The sequence below is a fragment of the Aeromonas australiensis genome (assembly GCF_000819725.1).
Classification (GTDB): domain Bacteria; phylum Pseudomonadota; class Gammaproteobacteria; order Enterobacterales; family Aeromonadaceae; genus Aeromonas; species Aeromonas australiensis.
In genome coordinates, this window is the sequence record NZ_CDDH01000074.1 from 41,665 (window position 1) to 58,423 (window position 16,759).

13 protein-coding genes are annotated in these 16,759 nt (G+C 49.8%); 4 read left to right on the plus strand and 9 right to left on the minus strand.

The window, feature by feature from the left end; all coding sequences use genetic code 11:
* Nucleotides 1–82 precede the first annotated feature (82 nt).
* On the plus strand, nucleotides 83–496 hold the full coding sequence (locus tag BN1117_RS13690; protein ID WP_040098225.1) for an Hsp20 family protein: 414 nt from the start codon (nucleotides 83–85) through the stop codon (nucleotides 494–496).
* A gap of 92 nt (nucleotides 497–588) precedes the next feature.
* Entirely contained in the window at nucleotides 589–1,029 is a 441-nt protein-coding gene (locus BN1117_RS13695) for an Hsp20 family protein (RefSeq protein ID WP_040098227.1), read from the plus strand.
* Between the two features lie 72 nt (nucleotides 1,030–1,101).
* Here the strand turns inward: BN1117_RS13695 and BN1117_RS13700 are convergent, their stop codons facing one another.
* On the minus strand, nucleotides 1,102–2,352 hold the full coding sequence (locus BN1117_RS13700; protein WP_040098229.1) for a valine--pyruvate transaminase: 1,251 nt from the start codon (nucleotides 2,350–2,352) through the stop codon (nucleotides 1,102–1,104).
* Between the two features lie 292 nt (nucleotides 2,353–2,644).
* On the opposite strand from BN1117_RS13700, the gene BN1117_RS13705 reads away from it, so the two are divergent.
* The gene (locus BN1117_RS13705; RefSeq protein ID WP_040098231.1) at nucleotides 2,645–2,878 is read left to right on the plus strand and encodes a hypothetical protein; all 234 of its coding nucleotides are present in this window, start codon (nucleotides 2,645–2,647) and stop codon (nucleotides 2,876–2,878) included.
* Here the strand turns inward: BN1117_RS13705 and BN1117_RS13710 are convergent.
* Entirely contained in the window at nucleotides 2,862–3,632 is a 771-nt protein-coding gene (locus BN1117_RS13710) for an AraC family transcriptional regulator (protein ID WP_040098233.1), read from the minus strand. The two genes, BN1117_RS13705 and BN1117_RS13710, sit on opposite strands and share 17 nt — an antisense overlap.
* A gap of 92 nt (nucleotides 3,633–3,724) precedes the next feature.
* On the opposite strand from BN1117_RS13710, the gene BN1117_RS13715 reads away from it, so the two are divergent.
* On the plus strand, nucleotides 3,725–4,852 hold the full coding sequence (locus tag BN1117_RS13715) for a multidrug effflux MFS transporter (protein ID WP_040098234.1): 1,128 nt from the start codon (nucleotides 3,725–3,727) through the stop codon (nucleotides 4,850–4,852).
* A 354-nt stretch (nucleotides 4,853–5,206) separates the two neighbouring features.
* Here BN1117_RS13715 and BN1117_RS19125 read toward each other — a convergent pair whose 3' ends face one another.
* From BN1117_RS19125 to BN1117_RS13750, 7 genes are all read right to left on the minus strand, one after another.
* Entirely contained in the window at nucleotides 5,207–7,582 is a 2,376-nt protein-coding gene (locus tag BN1117_RS19125) for a DUF4238 domain-containing protein (RefSeq protein WP_082032605.1), read from the minus strand.
* A gap of 20 nt (nucleotides 7,583–7,602) precedes the next feature.
* Entirely contained in the window at nucleotides 7,603–8,061 is a 459-nt protein-coding gene (locus BN1117_RS13725) for a hypothetical protein (RefSeq protein WP_040098237.1), read from the minus strand.
* Entirely contained in the window at nucleotides 8,058–10,106 is a 2,049-nt protein-coding gene (locus tag BN1117_RS13730) for a hypothetical protein (RefSeq protein ID WP_209435245.1), read from the minus strand. The genes BN1117_RS13725 and BN1117_RS13730 overlap by 4 nt, the downstream gene beginning before the upstream one ends.
* Nucleotides 10,103–11,839 carry a hypothetical protein gene (locus BN1117_RS13735; RefSeq protein ID WP_040098241.1) on the minus strand — a complete coding sequence of 579 codons (1,737 nt, stop codon included), beginning with the start codon at nucleotides 11,837–11,839 and terminating at the stop codon, nucleotides 10,103–10,105. Before BN1117_RS13735 ends, BN1117_RS13730 begins: the two co-directional genes overlap by 4 nt.
* A complete protein-coding gene (locus BN1117_RS13740; RefSeq protein WP_040098309.1) occupies nucleotides 11,832–13,157 on the minus strand; it encodes a tyrosine-type recombinase/integrase in 1,326 nt (441 codons plus the stop codon). Before BN1117_RS13740 ends, BN1117_RS13735 begins: the two co-directional genes overlap by 8 nt.
* 100 nt (nucleotides 13,158–13,257) lie before the next feature.
* A complete protein-coding gene (gorA, locus tag BN1117_RS13745; protein WP_040098243.1) occupies nucleotides 13,258–14,607 on the minus strand; it encodes a glutathione-disulfide reductase in 1,350 nt (449 codons plus the stop codon).
* Nucleotides 14,608–14,683: 76 nt separating this feature from the next.
* Nucleotides 14,684–16,651: an ATP-binding protein gene (locus tag BN1117_RS13750; RefSeq protein ID WP_040098245.1), complete on the minus strand. Its 1,968-nt coding sequence runs from the start codon at nucleotides 16,649–16,651 to the stop codon at nucleotides 14,684–14,686.
* Nucleotides 16,652–16,759: the final 108 nt, after the last annotated feature.

Consider the following 16,759-nt stretch of genomic DNA (forward strand, 5'->3'; position numbering starts at 1 on the left):
GAACGCTCGACAGAGGTTTCGACCAGGCGCCCGTCCATCAGGAGGGCAAACAATTCGTTATCGCTCAAAAGAGGGTAATACTATGCGTTCTATCGACTTTTCTCCGCTTTATCGTTCTGCCATCGGTTTCGATCGTCTGGCCAATCTCATCGAATCTGCGGCCAGCAATGGCAATGCCGGTTATCCCCCCTACAACATCGAGCAACTGGGTGACAGCGACTACCGTATCAGCATGGCGGTGGCGGGCTTTACCCAGGAAGAGCTGGAGCTGAGCTTCCAGGAAAATCTGTTGACGGTGAAGGGCAACAAGCAGGCCGACACCGGGCGCAACTATCTCTATCAGGGGATCGCCGAACGTGGTTTCGAGCGCCGCTTCCAGCTGGCCGACTATGTGCGGGTGAAAGGGGCCGATCTGAAAAACGGCTTGCTGCACATCGAGCTGGTGCGTGAAGTGCCCGAGGCGATGAAGCCCCGCAAGATCGAGATCAACGGCTGATAGCTTGAATTCACTGAAATTTTAAAATTTCCCGGGTGCCGATAACGGGCCTGCGGAGAGTTGAACCTGTTGCTTATTAGAAGGATAGGATTATGCGTAACCTCGATTTTTCTCATCTTTATTCCAATGCTGTCGGCTTCGAGCGGATGGCCCGTGAGCTGGAAGCTCTGTTCGATCAGAAGACCGCCGCTTACCCCCCGTACAACATTGAAAAGCGCGATCAGGATGGCTATCGCATCACGGTCGCCGTGGCTGGCTTCGAGCGCGAAGAGCTGGAGCTGGAGACCGAAAACGGCACCCTCAAGGTGAAGGGGCGCAAAGGGGCTGCGGCCGGTGAGCGTCAGTTCCTCCATCAGGGGATTGCCGAGCGTGACTTCGAGCTCGCCTTCAAGCTGAGCCAGCACGTGGAAGTGCAGGGTGCCAAGCTGGAGCATGGTCTGTTGACCATCGACCTGGCCCGCGAACTGCCGGAGGCTCTCAAGCCCCGTGCCATCCCCATCGGTAAACCCGAGCAACTGGCGCTGCCTGGCTAAGCAAACCGGATCGCGATAAACAAGAGAGGCCTGCATTTGCAGGCCTCTCTGTTTGTGCATCGTCAAATTGGATTAGCTGGCGTAGAGGGCGTTTATCTCGTCGGCCAGAATGGCGATGCCGCGACGCACCAGCTCCTCGCTCTGGGAGTAGTTGAGGCGGATGCACTCCTGGCTGTGGCGCCACTCGGGGTCATCGATACCGGGGAAGAAGTAGTGACCCGGCACGATCAGCAGATTATTCGCCTTCAGTCGCTCGTAAAGCTCCTGACAGTGGATCGGCAAGCCTTCAAACCAGAGCCAGAGGAAGAGGGCGCCTTCCGGCTTGTGGATATGGAAGCGTGGGTCGGGGATCGCTTCGCGCAGCAGCTGCACCGCTAGCTCCGCCTTCTGCTGATAGAAGGGCTTCACCACTTGTTCGCTGAGGGCGATTATGTCGCCGCTCTCGATCATCGGGATGGTGATAGCGGGGCCCAGGCTGCCCGGCGCCAGATTGATGATGCCGCTCAGGTTGGTGATGGCCTGAATGATCTTCTCGTCGGCGATGACGATGCCGCAGCGGGTGCCCGGCAAGCCGAGCTTGGAGAGGCTCATGCAGAGGATGGTGTTGGCATTCCAGAATGGCTTGGCTTCGCTGAAGATGATACCCGGGAAGGGGACGCCGTAGGCGTTGTCGATCAGCAGCGGAATCCCCTTGTCGCGGGCGATCTGATCGAGGTGTTCGATCTCTTCGTCGGTCAGCACGTTGCCGGTGGGGTTGGTCGGGCGGGAGACGCAGATCACCCCGATATCGTCGCCCACCTGCAGGCTCTCGAAATCCACATGGTATTTGAACTGGCCATCGGGCAGCTTCTCGATGGTGGGCTTGTAGGCCACGAAGTAGTCGTCGGCCAGCGCCGAGTCGGCATAGCCGATGTATTCGGGGGCGAGCGGGAACAGCACCTTCTTCTTGCGGCCATCAGCAAATTCGCCCGCCAGCAGGTTGAACAGGTAGAAGAAGGCATTCTGGCTGCCGTTGGTCAGGGCGATATTGCGAGCCGAGATATTCCATCCCAGCTCCTTGCTGAGCAGGGCGGCCAGCGCTTTGGTGAACCTGTCTTTGCCTTGCGGGCCGTCGTAGTTGGCCATCGCTTTGACCAGCTCGCCGTTGTCGAGCAGGCTCTTGGCCTCGGCCTGAAAGCGCTCCAGCATGGCGGGGATCGGGGCCGGATTGCCGCCACCCAGCATGATGGCGTCCGGATTGGTCAGCCCCTGATTGAGGTCATCCATGAGTTGGGTAATACCGGCGTGGCGAGTGAACTTCTCGCCGAACAAGGAAAATTCCATTCGGTGACAGATCCAGAGTCAGTTACGAAGATGTAGCACCATAGCTCAGTTTAAAAGCGGGTGTCGATCAAAAAGATGTGACGTTCCACGTGGAACATGGTGCAAAAATCAAGGGTGGTTAAAAGCACCAACTGTTGGTTTAAAAATGACCGAGCGGAATGCGTTTTGCGACTCAATTTGCTATCGAAAGATAGTTAATTTAAACAAAATCATCATGTTATGAATTGCGTGAGGATTGGCACAACTATTGGAATAGCTATCTGGTCATCCCAACCATACCGGAGCAAGCCAGATGAAAAGCCTGATCGCTACCCTGATTGTGAGTGCCCTGAGCCTGAACGTGATGGCCAACGAGAACCCGCGGCCCGAGCTGGAGAGTGTTCAGCTGGAGCAGTATGTGCAGAGCGAGCTGCAGCAGGCATCCCATGCCGTGATACAGGATGCGCTGCACAACCTCAAGCCGCTGGTATTGGATACTCAGGTCGTGGAGGTGAGTTCAGCCGATGCGACTAACCCCGAGAGCTGAGGTAGCGCAGGGGAGTCTGTCCCGTATGTTGTTTGAAGAAGCTGATGAAGGCGCTGTCGCTGGAGAACTCCAGCGCAGCGGCAATCCGGCTGATGGACTCGCTTTCTGCCAGCAGCTCCATGGCGCGCAACAGCCGCCATTGCTGACGCCAGGCCTGATAGCTCATGCCGGTCTCCCGCATAAAGATGCGGCCAATGGTCTTGTCACTGGCACCCACCCGTTCGGCCAGCCGATTGAGCCGATCGGGCAGGGCATCCCCCCGCTTCAACTGCTGTAGCCAGTCGCCCAGTCTGGGATCGCTCGGTAGCGGTAACTGCCACGACTCCCGCGGCGCCAGTCCCAACTCTTCCATAAACAGTGCTATCGTCCGTTGCTGCTGCTCTTGCGGTTTGTCCCACGGCCAGAGCGCCATCCGTTCGATCAGTTCGTGCAGTAGCGGATTGACCGCCAACACTTCCAGCGTGCCGGGCAACTCGGGGTGCGGCTGGAAGTAGAGGGAGCGGTAGGCCACCACACCACGCATCAGTACCCGGTGGGCAGTGCCCGCTGGTAGCCAGGCGGCGCGGGTGGGCGGCAGCAGGCAGACCCGACCTGCCAACTCCATGGTCATGCAGCCGGATTGGGCGAACAGCAGCTGGTGGCGCTGATGCTGATGCAGGCCCGAGTCGTGCCAGCCGAGGGCAGAGGCAATGCCGATCACGCTGCCCGTCAGCTGGTCGGGGTCAAAAGGGTGATCGGGAAGAATAAAGGCCATATGTCCGATTTTTGATGTTTATAGTCCTATTTATTGTAATCAGACAATCGGCATATCTCTAGAATGGCGACCTCTTATGAAGGAGGTTGGTTATGAACAACAAGTTGCCACCGCTCTGGCTAGTGGTGGGATTGATGATGTTTCCCCAGATTGTGGAGACTATCTACAGCCCGGTACTGACCCACATCGCCACCCAGTTTCAGGTGAGCGAGGGGCAGGCATCCCAGACCCTGTCGGTCTATTTTCTGGCGTTTGCGGTGGGCGTGGTCTGCTGGGGACGGCTCTGCGATCTCATCGGGCGCCGTCCCGCCATGCTGGCGGGTCTGCTTACCTATGGTGTCGGCACCCTGCTGGCGCTGCTGGCTAATCAGTTTGAAACCCTGCTGCTGGCCCGGGTTATCTCGGCCTTTGGTGCCGCGGTGGGATCCGTGGTGACCCAGACCATGCTGCGCGATAGCTATCAGGGCAGCGAGCTGGCGCGGGTCTTCTCGGTAATGGGCATAGCACTCTCACTCAGTCCGGTGCTGGGGCTGCTCAGTGGCGGCCAGCTGGCGAGCGGGTTCGGCTATCTCGGGGTGTTCAGCGGTCTGCTGGTACTGGCAGTAGGTTTGCTGCTGGTGACCTGCTGGCAACTGCCGGAAACCCGTCCGGCCACCAGCCAGCGAGTCGCACTCTGGCCGCTGGCACAACGGATGGTGCGTGATGCAGCCTTGTGGCGCAGTGCCATGCTGGTCGCCCTGTTCAACACCATGCTGTTTGGCTACTACAGTCTGGCTCCCTTCCTGTTTGCCGGATTGGGATTGAGCACCGGCGAGTTTGGTTACTCGGGGGTCTTGTTGGCGCTGGCGACCCTGCTTGGTAGCCTGCTCAACAAGCATCTGCTGGGAAGAGGGTGGCTGCCGTCCTCTCTGGTAAGACTTGCTTGCGCTCTGGCGCTGGTCGCCGGGCTGCTGGTCTGGGTGACTCAGGCCAGCCTCTGGTTCCTGTTGCCCATGATGGGAATCGTGGTGGCCTTCGGACTGGCGATCCCCAACGTGCTGAGTCAGGCGCTGTTGGCCTATCGTGAGGTAGCAGGCAGTGCTGGCGCCCTGTTCGGGCTTGGCTACTACCTGCTGCTCAGTCTGGGGTTGGCAGTAGCGGCCGGATTGCAGGATCTCGGTCTGTTACTGAGTGGCTGCGGTCTGCTAGCACTGCTTGGCTGCGGGCGCCGTTCCACGTGAAACACCGCGAGTATCCATAGGGCCATCGGTTACCTACCTAAAAAAAGAAGAAGCTGACCCGAGGTCAGCTTCGATATCAAGGGGTGCCACCTTTCTACAATGCTGGGGAGAAAGCTTGCTATTGCGAGGTCAACGCATAGTGACTGACTACCTACACAGATTGACTATGAAATAAATCTGGAAATCCTTGTATGATAAGGCTTAGTGGCCTTTTCCAGAAAAATAGTAATTTTTTGCTATTTTTCCTATTTTTCAACTTTTGATAGCCCAATTTTTCCAGAACTCCCCCCTGATAGATGACCACCCTTTCACTTGTCGAACAGGTACATTGATTGAATCATGAATTGTACTGCTTCAATCTTGGATACTAATACCGTAAACAGACCTGACATATCTGTCATACCTCAAGCAACTAGAGCGAGCTAGTAACCGTTGTACGTTGACATCATAGAAACCACCTTCGGGACTGGAAATTTTGAACGGGGATAATAGAATCTGGTCAGTAACCTGCCCAAGTTGCCTCATAAGGTCAGAAGCTTGCCCAGCTAAGTTGGCTAATTTACTAGGATCGCGGTTATTGTTAACAACCATCTGATCCATGGTTTTAAGCAATTTTCTAGCAGTGGAAAAATTACCTTGAGATTTTCGAAAAGTACCTAAAATTGCTTCGTCAATCGGCAATGAATTAAAAGTATTATGAACATTATCCCATGGGTAAGTCGCAATTCCTTGCGATCTATGTTGAGCTTTCATCATCTCATTCCATCTTGATCCGCTATCAGTAACTACTACAGAACCTGTCACTTGAGCAATTAGTAACGCCATTTCATAGTTAGGTGCCATTCTGGATAACATGATCTGTCCACAATCCTTAATATTGGCCTGTTGTAGAATCACAAGTGGTGATGATTCTGCCTCCTGCTCGAATAGTTCTATCGTTTGAGTTGCATGATCGTTATCAAGCCCAAATTGACTCATCAGAAACTGTATTTTTTCTTCTCTTGGAAGCATATATGTTGAGTTCAATAAGTCTTCAATACACATTTGAAGATGTAGACGATGATCCTGTTCATTTAGAATGTCTTGCTCCATGCCACGTTTACTCGCTATATCCATCACGGCTCTCATTAGAGGCATGTCAAACTCGGCTGGATCAGGAATCAAATTAACCAATCCAAAATAAATATAGGGCTCCAGTTGAAGCATGAACAATAAGTCTTTTAAGGCTTGATATTTGTATCTGGATGGATTTTTTATTGGACTAAATTCTGGATTGACGTTGTTAGGGTTGGTTATTGGTGTCTCAATTAAAAATTCATCAAACATTGATGCCATTGGCAATGCATTAATACTAATAGTCCGAGTATCTAGTGAGCCGCTATATAAACCTCTAAATTTTCCATCAGACTTTGGCAGTAGTGAATAAACATCAGTTTCGCGAGGCCACAAAATAGAGTAATACTCGTAAATAGTTTTAATCTGATTATCTGAAAGCTCTTTTCTTACATCAAGCCATGTTTTACCGGTATCGAGTCCGAGAACATCACGGATGCAGTTACAAAACATCAAATTTCGCTCTCGGATGCTGACAGCACTCCATGTTGTGCGCAATTCAAGAGGGGTTTCTCGACAGCAATTTTTATATTTTTTACCACTTCCACAACCACAAAAATCATTACGGCCTAAGAGAGACTCATCAAGATCTTTTTTTAGGTATTTGTTTTCTGGTGTTGTTCTACCGAATTCATCCTGATAGTGAACTGTTCCATCTTCAAATTGAGCATACATTTCTCCACCAAAAATCACACCTTCTTTCGGTGGTAACAAGACGTGCCTTAAATCAGCCCAGTCACAAGTAACGTTGTGCTCGGGGTATAGCCATTCCTCTTTACCTGCGGCAACTGACACTTGTGCTCTACTTTTAATGATGTAGTTAATTTTTGTGACTTCATCAGCAGTTAGCTTTCGTGTATTAATAAATTCAATCGTGTTGACCATGCTATGACGCATTCGGCCTGGGTTAGTGCGTTGTTCAAGTGGGTTTACGTTTTCAGGATCCCGAGCATATTCAAGATTTGTTAGAATCAGGCAACGATTTTTATCTAGTGGAAATATCGTTTGAGACCCTTTTAGTGCAATGTCAGGGTCATTCGGGTAATCACATAACTCCGAGTCGGGTGGACAGGAATAGTTATAAATGGTGATCGGGTGATCTGATAGTACGAATTTAATATCTGAATTTTCAGCTGACACCAACTCTCGCACACCTTCTGCCCACAACGTACAGTGTATAGAACGTAATAACTGCATTTCAGTCATTAACTGTTGTTGGTTAAGTTCATGGTATTTACTTCTAATCCAGTCCAAACCTTTTGGTGTTCGAAGCTTCTGTGCATCTAAGTAAATAAAGAAATCGTTAAAATTATTGTGCCACTGGGCCTGATCGTCGGTTAGAAATGCACGAATAGCTTTGGAGCCATTATGATCTATTGGGCCAAATAACTTCCGTTCTATATCATCGCTTACATCTTCACCGAAGAGAGTTGAGTAGAGATGTTCCCCATAGAACTGTTGAGCCGGAGTATGCCATTTTTTAAATGTTTTCACCTTCACCTCACCATTAGGTAAGGGGAACTCCCGACGAGTTAAGTAGCAGAGCTGGTCATCACGATCGCTCATGAAACCTTTCTGATGCCATTGTGGGATGTAATGGTTGTTTTTAGTTATCATCCGATCAACCTCAAAATCAATTATTTTATTGCTGTGATCATGCCGCGTTTTAATATAATCAGTTCCTCTTTCAACTCTGCATTTTCGTACTCCAGAGCACTGATTTTAGCTAGCGCTTTGACGAGCTTATCATTTAATTGATGCTGAGCAGCAGCAAACAATGCTAGCTTGTTTTTTTCAGCCTCGTACTTCTCCTTGTAGTTCGTTTTAATTCGCTTTTGCTCGTTGAGCTTGGCTCGCACGGCTTGAATCTCTGGCACTACCTGGTTGCCTCTATCTGTAGAGATTTTTGCTTTGGCGGCTTTTACTTTGGCAACAAACTCAGGGTAGTAATAGCCGCTACCATTGCCTAGGTTAGCCTCCTCCTCTACAGCTCTGACGCTGAGTTTGCGGCTCTTAGGGATACGTTTAGGCTGACCTTGTATGATGCGTTCCAACGCCGCCTCTAAGACCATTAAGGTGTTCTCACTTTTGTTCATACTGTCGTTACCTTAAGTTCAGGCTCAAAGGGGGTATATATTATGCCAAAGTCTGACATTACATTTTCTGCTGCTCGTATCTGAGTGATGTAATGGCTGCGTTCGGTCACAGAAATATCGTCACCTGACGCCATATAAGCGATTAAACTGTTGTGTTTTTTCTGCCACCATTTGGCTTGTTGCTCGTCAATAATGCTACTGCCAGAACCACAATCTACGCAAAATTGTGGTGTGACCACACCATCCATATCGCAGTCGTATCCCGACTTACAATAGCTGTGCATAGAGCCATGAAGGGTTAGTTTCCCCTCTTTAACCGCTTTGTAAATCACCTCCCAAGAGCCATAAATGGTTGGCACATCACCGCGCATCTTCATAATGGCCTTACCATGGGTTCCTGACAGTGTTTCATCCGAGTGCCATTGCTTGAAAATTTTATTTGCTGTGCATTCGGCATTAATGTCAGCCAACAAGTTACGCATCTTGTCATCAATTTTTAAATTGTGCAGACTAGCTAGTTTGCCGCCATTGGTGTACCACTCCGTCATAGACAGATATAGATGCTTAAACTGTTGCTTAAGCGCAACCAAGGTGCCAAAGCGGTTTTTAATACAATAAAATGCCAACGTGCGCCGAAATTGGTGTGGAGTCAAAGGCCAAGGTTGCCCTGGTACTACGTCCTCTTTCACGCGTACCAATGATCGAGGATTAGACATAAGGCACTCTTGGTAGTCGGCTTCGGTAACAGAGAAATCAAACTGCCGACAAAAGCGCTTTAATCGCTCACTCCAATTGTTGATAAGTACAGGAGGTATTGAGCGTTTATATTGATTTACCCATAGTGTATTAGCGTATTTTTCATTCGGGTAGTTAACGTATTTTCGCCAGTTTTCCGTAAGTACGGTCATCAGTTCAATGGCAATTTTTGATGATGCAGCCGTCACCCATGTTTCACGCTTTTCACCGAGCTTAAAGCTGTGAGATTGCAGCATGTGGTAATCCCGCCCCTCGAACGTATCTTTGTAGTAACAGCCAGGAGCCAGTTTATTCAGTTCCGAGTCTCGCATTCCACTAAAGCCGCCACAGATAATGTAACTTGCGGTGATGAGATTTGATAAGTAACGTTGAAAATGGTCTCCATCCGTTAATTTAATGTTGGGGAGTTTGTTGGCTAAAGTGGATAGAATTTTTCTCTGCTCTTGAGGTTTGTTATCTACGATTGCAGAGGCATATTTATGTCCGTCGATGCATCCATCAGTATTCATAAAAGCAAATGTTGCGCCAAGTTTAATCTTCACATCCAATTCGCGCTTAGCTGCATTATAGTTGTCTTGTAGAGATTTTTCGGTGTCTGCAATGAGTTTCCGGTGTGGGTAAGCACCCTCTACCAACTCAATCGCTTTACCATAGATGGCATCACATAAGCGCTCTGGAATCACGAGAGTTTGTTGCACTTCCTTCAAACTTAGGGACTTCGATTTTATATTGCTTTGAATATAAGGTAAGCCCAATTCTAACCTGTGCCACGAGGCAAGGTCTGTCGCAGTATTAATTGAAATCAAAGTTTGTTCGAGAGCGCTTTGGGAGCAATTTCTGGCTATCAAATAATTCTCAAACTCTACCCAGACGTTTGACTGAGATAGTGCGTTTAGGGAATAGTGATTGCTTTTAAATAAAAATTGGTAAGCGCGTTTAATTGCTGAAAGCCGAGTGTAGACACTCGAAAATTTCACTGCTTTTTTATTCTTAAGACTTTTATTAAACAACCAACCATATGTGATCAGTTTAAGCTCTCGTTGCAACTTTGGCGTATGGTCAAACTCTTTAAAGTTAAGGTTGTTCGCACTTTTATTTCGAGAAAAGGACATGCAATTCCAAACGCTTTGTCCAAAGCTGGCGGTAACCTGACCATCTCTGTCTTTGCAGACTGTGACAATATCAAGTTTGTCAAATTGTCCTTCATGGTAGAGTTTGACCACATCGATATCTTGAACTTTATGCTGCTCAGGAAAGTTGTTGGAATAGAGGTGTGATGTGTCCATCATTTTACCTTCTGGGGTGGTTTTGGCAGCAGATTTAACAGATATGCGCTGTCGTCCCAAGCGGGATGTAAACCCTCGTCATTTAACTTTTCTTCGGCTTGTTTTAGTATCTTTTTATTGATGCTCGGACATATATTTGTATCGATAAAGTTAATGATTTTCTGGAAATTTTTGCGGTAGTGGCTGGCATCCAAGTGCAAATACAGCGACTCCTCAACGCATGTCTTAAACGACAGTAAACACCAAATGTCAGAAACAGACTGAACTATTACTTGGTCAGGACAGCCGAAACAAGCTAGCAGATCCGCGCAGGCTAAACGCTCCCCCTCTTTAAGTAGTCCATGCAGTCGCGCTTTGCGTAAGTATTTCTCAGACTTTTCACCAAAGGGTGCTTTACAACTTCCCCCGTTGGGCGTTCGACTTAAATTAGGGAGGTTAACTTTGTATTCCGCATCAATAACTAGTACCTCAATCCCTAATTTTTTCTGTGCCTCTTTTACGTCAATCTTATTTCTTATCTGTGCTTCACGAATGGACATAGTATCTTGCATCATGCCGTTGTTAGCGATTTTACTCCCTTCGCTATAATGCTTTTTGCGCGTTTTCGGGGTATTGTTGAGCATGAGATCGTTAGCCAAGTCACCTTGATGGTAAGCTGTTAACTGTGCGCCAGTTTCGCGAAAACGGCTTATGACAGGCCGTAAGCGGCGGTTAGTTTGATCGGTAAAGGCAAAGTGCTTTTCGACCCATATCCTCAGGAAGGTCTCTAGCATTTTTGATGTTAAAGGTTGTGTTTTTTTTGAGACAGCTGTTTGCAGCAAAGTGGCATTTTCACCATCATGGATACATTTTGATGCAGTCAGCAACTTATCAAAAAAATCCAAGGCATACTTGGGGATTTCTAATTCATGCCCACCCATCTCAAGTTGGATTGTTTTAAATGCACGGCGCTTAAACGATGGCATGGTGTACCACATTTCACCGGCCTTTATTGAGGCGTTGTTTGGCTGCTTTAGTTTGAATAAATCACTGGTGTTGGCGTAAGTGTAGTAAGACAGTAAGTAGGTCGCTGCGCACATCATTTTTGTTATTCCTATGGCTAGTGGGTACTGCTGCCCTTGCCACTGGAACGTCATCGTATTTGTTTTGAAGCTACTGTTAATATGTTTTTCTGGGTTTTGGATGAACTGTTGATAGGTTTGCTTAAACAACGACCTTAGAAATGGCAGCAGTTGATTTAGATCGCTGCGACTATAGGCTTCAAAGGGTTCACGATCACTGCCGTCTCTGATCACTATACTATCGAAATAACTTTCTGGTAGCTCTAGATACTTAGTAAATAACGTTACCATTACTGTACGAGTGCTTTTATAGCTATTGCCTTTGTATTGTCCTTGCATCACTTTAGTATCCAGATAAGACATATAGCCTTCTAAAGATCGCTGGGTAAATGCGGGGGCATTGTTCTCGTCACACCATTTTAGATACTGAGTGGTTTTTACAAATATAGTTTTATGTGAGGCTAGACTGCCGCCCTCTTCAATTTTTTTGTCGAACTGTGCTTTCAATTGGTAAATAATTTGTTTGCGGTTGGCTTCGTTAAATTGCCAACCCTGTTGCAATGCTACGGTCGAAGGTAATCCCTTGAAAAGGTAGCGATTGAAGTCAGCCCTGTAGTCATCAAGCTGAATACACAACTTGGGGTTCCAACCACTGATGTAGGTAATATTATTCATCGTTACCGCCCAGCGCCTCATGCATGATGCTATCGAGCATCCCAAATTTTATTTTGAACGCCTCCTTTTGTTTTAAGAAACGTAGATATTTCCAAGTGGTTGACTCGTTTTTGTGTCCCATCCAGCCCATTAGCAGCTCCATGCACTCCACGACTGACAAGTTGGCTTCCAACAGGTCATTGAGACGGTAGGTGCCGTAGGTGGAACGCAGATCATGAAAGCGATATGTAAATGAGGGATGAAGTTGTTTGAGCTGAGTCCTGAACTCTGTCCACCGAGCCTCGATGGATTTAGCGGTTACGGGATTTCCTAGCTTGCTGACAAAAAGTGGTTCGTGTTTTTTGCACCATTGAAGAGTATCTATAGCCGCTTGATGAAAAGATGCTTGAGGATCGGTCAAGAGCTCAATTTTTTGGTAGAGTTTGGTTAAGCGTTTTAGGCGGCGCTCAGAGGTGCGATATTCATTCAAAACTGTCAACAATTGTGCTGAGACTTCAATCTGTCTTGATTTGCTATATTTGGTTTGAACACCCGTTATTTGTGGTGAGAGTAATAGTTCATAACGGTGTTGGCTTTCAGCCAGTGGTGTGGCCGTATCTAGAACATCAAGGGTTAATGTTGCGACTTCATTAATACGTAACCCGGTATCAATAGATAGCAGCACTTGTAAACGCAGTTCCTCTGCTGTTTGTGGCAAATGCTGGGTCAAGATAGCCAATGATTCACGACTTAATGGAGATAAGGGGCGAACGTTTTTGCTACTCGCGTCACGTGCGACTTTTATCCTCAAATCGCTTGTTTGCACGGTATAGGTGGGGGAGAGATGTGCCAGCATTCCGGTATTTTTTACGGAGACAAATGCAATTTTAAAGGGCGCTTCCTTCTCATTCCTGATTCTGAGGTAGCCATCGTGCATCAACCACTTGTAGTAGTTCACTATATGGTTCATGCGCACACTGGCAGTGCTTTGTGCCAGCTCTTCAAGCTTTACTTGTTTCAGTAAATGAGAACGAAACTGGTACGTGGGCTTTAAACGCTTTACTGGCGGGAAGTAATCCCAGGTCAAGCCGTTATCTTCAAGGAACTGATAGTAGGCGTGCAGAGCCTTGGCACAAGGAGAGAGGTCTTTGGCTTGATTAATGGCCTTTTGATAGAGCAGGTAGCTGTTCGCTTCGTGATTAAAGGTGCCATCCTGGTTAAACAGGGTGGGCAATGAGCCAATGTTGCCACTGATGGGCTCGCAAGACAACGCACCTTGGGCATCGGTTTTAAGCTCAGTTTTTGTGCATACGTCTGCTGAGGAAATGAGATAGGACATAAATCTACCTAGAAGATGCCACTGACCATACATACAGTATAGACAGTGGCAGGGCATTTTCCAGATTTACTTATGTGTGTGGGTTGCTTTTCCTACACCGCTACCTAAGGGTAACAAACTCTTCAGCACTGGTCGGATGGATAGCAACGCAGTTGTCGAAATCAGCCTTGGTGGCCCCCATCTTCATGGCGACGCCAAAACCTTGCAGGATCTCGTCCATGGCAAAGCCGATACCGTGCAGACCGACCACCTTCTCTTCCGGGCCAACACAAACCAGCTTCATCCGGGTGGGTTGGCGATGCTGGGTCAGCGCCGAGTACATGGCGGTGAACTGGCTGCGGTAGACCTTGACCTGATCTTCGCCGTATTCGGCGATAGCTTCCGGTTCGGTCAGGCCTATGGTGCCGATGGGCGGGTGGCTGAATACCACGGTTGGCACCAGATCATAGTTGAGGTGCTCGTTCGGCTTATTGTTGAACAGCCGCTCGGAGAGGCGACGGCCCGCAGCAACGGCCACCGGGGTGAGCTGGATGCGGCCTGTGTTGTCACCCACCGCATAGATGTTGGCGACGGTGGTGTTCTGGAACTTGTCGGTCGGGATAAAGCCCTTCTCGTCCAGCGCGATGCCTGCGGCAGCCAGATTGAGGTTGTCGGTGGCGGGCACGCGGCCGATGGCCCAGATCAGGCAGTCGACGGTGAGGTGACGACCATCTTCCAGTTGCAGGGTCAGGCTCTCATCGGCGTTTTTGATGACGGCTTTGGGAATGGCGTGGGTGTGCAACTTGGGTCCTTCCTGCGCCATGATCTCCACCAGAGTCTCGTGGATCATGGGGTCGAAGTTGCGCAGCGGCGCGTGCTTGCGCACTACCAGATGAGTCTCTGAGCCCAGCGCCTGCATCACCCCGGCGATCTCGACCGCGATATAGCCTGCGCCGACCACGGCCACCCGCTTGGGCTGGCTTTGCAGGTCGAAGAAACCGTCGGAGTCGATACCCAGCTCGGCACCCGGGATAGCCGGAATTTCCGGGCGGCCACCGGTGGCGATCAGGATATGATCGGCCGTGTAGTGCTCGCCATTAACCTCGATGGTGTTGCTGCTGACGAAGCGGGCGAAGCCCTTGATCACCGTAATCTGGTTCTTGCCCAGCACGTTTTGATAGGACTGATGAATGCGGCCAATGTAGGCCTGGCGGGACTCGACCAGCTTGGCCCAGTTGAAGTGGTTGAGGGTAGTGTCAAAGCCGTAGTCGGCACCATATTTCAGGGCATCGGCGATCTGGCCTGCATACCACATGGCTTTTTTCGGTACGCAACCGACGTTGACGCAGGTACCGCCCAGCTCCTTGGCTTCAATCAGGGCAACTTTCTTACCATACATGGCAGCCCGGTTGGCCGAGGCGATACCGCCGCTGCCGCCGCCGATGGCGATATAGTCAAAATGCTGTGCCATTGCGAGGTTCTCCGCTCATTAAGAATGCAATCACAGCATGATGGGGATAAAGCGGCTGGCTCACAAGAGCCAGCACTCAGTTATGTTGGATCGGCAGGCGAATATGGAACTGAGCGCCCTGTTCCGGTTCGCTGGTGCAGCTGATGCGGCCTTTCAGCAGTTGTACCACCAGATTGTAGATGATGTGGGTTCCGAGCCCGCTACCACCCTGACCGCGCTTGGAGGTGACAAAGGGATCGAAGATGCGTGGCAATATGTCGGGCGGGATGCCACGGCCGTTATCGCTGTAGTCGATGAACAGCTCCTCTCCCTGCTGCTCTACCTTGATGGTGATCTTCTTCGGTTTGTCCCAATTGTCAAAGCCATGGTTAATGGAGTTGAGAATGAGGTTTGAATAGATCTGTGTGAGGCTGCCGGGGAAAGAGAAGATCGACAGCTTGGGATCACACTGGATATCCACCTCGCACTGGGCCTTCTTAAGCTTGTGACCGAGGGAGACCACAACTTGATGGAGGTTATCGGCGAGGCTGAAGTTATAGCGTGCTTCCGATGACTGGTCGACTGCCACCTGCTTGAAGCTGGCAATCAGCTCGGAGGCGCGGCGCAGGTTGCTCTGCAGCAGCTGCATCGACTCGTCGAGGTTGACGGTGAACTCGTTGAGATAGGAGCGCGACAGCTGTTTTGACTCTATATGAGATTTGAAATCGGCGACCCGTTCCTGCAGGTAGGAGGAGGCGGTCACGCTGATGCCGATGGGTGTATTAATCTCATGGGCCACCCCGGCTACCAGCGATCCTAGTGAGGCCATCTTCTCCGACTCCACCAGGGTCTGCTGGGCCTGTTTGAGATCGTCATAGGCTTTGCCCAGCTGATTATTGGCATCACTCAGGCTACGGGTGCGCTCTACCACCTTGCCTTCCAGCTGTTCGTTGAGCTGGATGATTTCCCGCTCGATCTTCTTCAGCTGGGTAATGTCATAACCAAAGCCGATTTGGTATTTGAGGTTGGGCCCCTCATAGAATGGGACGAAAGTCCACTGCAGTACCAGCTCATGGGTCTGTTGGTCATGCATGATGACCTCTTTGTCAGCCAGCGAACCCTCTTCGTTCAGGATCTTGTTCAACTCTTCCCGCTGGGCTGGGCTGACGAAGAGATCCAGCCAGTTATGCTGTAACAGCTCCTGCTGGTGGTAGCCGGTCAGCAGGATGGCGGCCGGGTTGATGCTGGCGATAGTGAGATCTGGCTCCATGCAGCAGATGACCATATTTGAGGAGTTGATCAGAGTGGCCGAGAAGTCGCGCTCCTGCTGCAGTTGTTCGGTCGCCTGGTGGCGGGCAACCAGCTCGTCACGTAGTCGGGTGCGCATCTGGTTGAGGGTGGCGACCAGGGTATCGAGCTCATCGGGTTTCTTACGTGGTTGTTGGCGCCCCTCCAACTCCAACGCAATATCGAGCCGATCGAGGTTGAATTTCTGGGCGTAGTTGGCGATGCGATTGATGTGTCTGACTACCAGATAGTAAATGATAGTGAGTATGCAAAATGAGACCACCAGGGTTTTGATGGTTTGGCTGACCATAATCAACACCGACTTCTCAATCAGGCGCTGGTAGATCTGCTCAAGAGAGGCGGCAACGAACAGCTTGCCGACAATTTCTCCCTGATAGGTGAGGTTGAATTCTCGGGATATATCGTATTTTTCCCGTTCGACCCCCAGAGTTAGCAGCGGCACTTCCGAGTTGCCGAGCATCTCCTTGACCATCACAAACTGCATGTTGGGCAGGTTCATGATCCCTTCGATCTGCACCTTGACCTGCTCTTCATCCAGGTTCCACAGACTGGCGGCGATGGGTTGCAGGAACGAAGCTTCGATCTGGCCGATGCTGTCTTCGATGACGGCGACATCCTTGCGGTAATCCCAGGCGAGTTGCAGCGCCGTAATGATCATCGCCAATACGGTACTGCAGACCAGTATGTAGGAGAGTAGGCGATATGATAGCCCGTTATGCCTTACAGCTTGTACGGCCTTGGAGAAGAGTCCTGACATGGCGTCCTTGCGGTCTGGATGTGGTTTTTTTTAGTTTAACTGCTTCATGGAGTTATGTCGTCCTTCCTGCGAAGCATAAAAAAGGCCCCGTGTCGGGGCCTTGGTAAA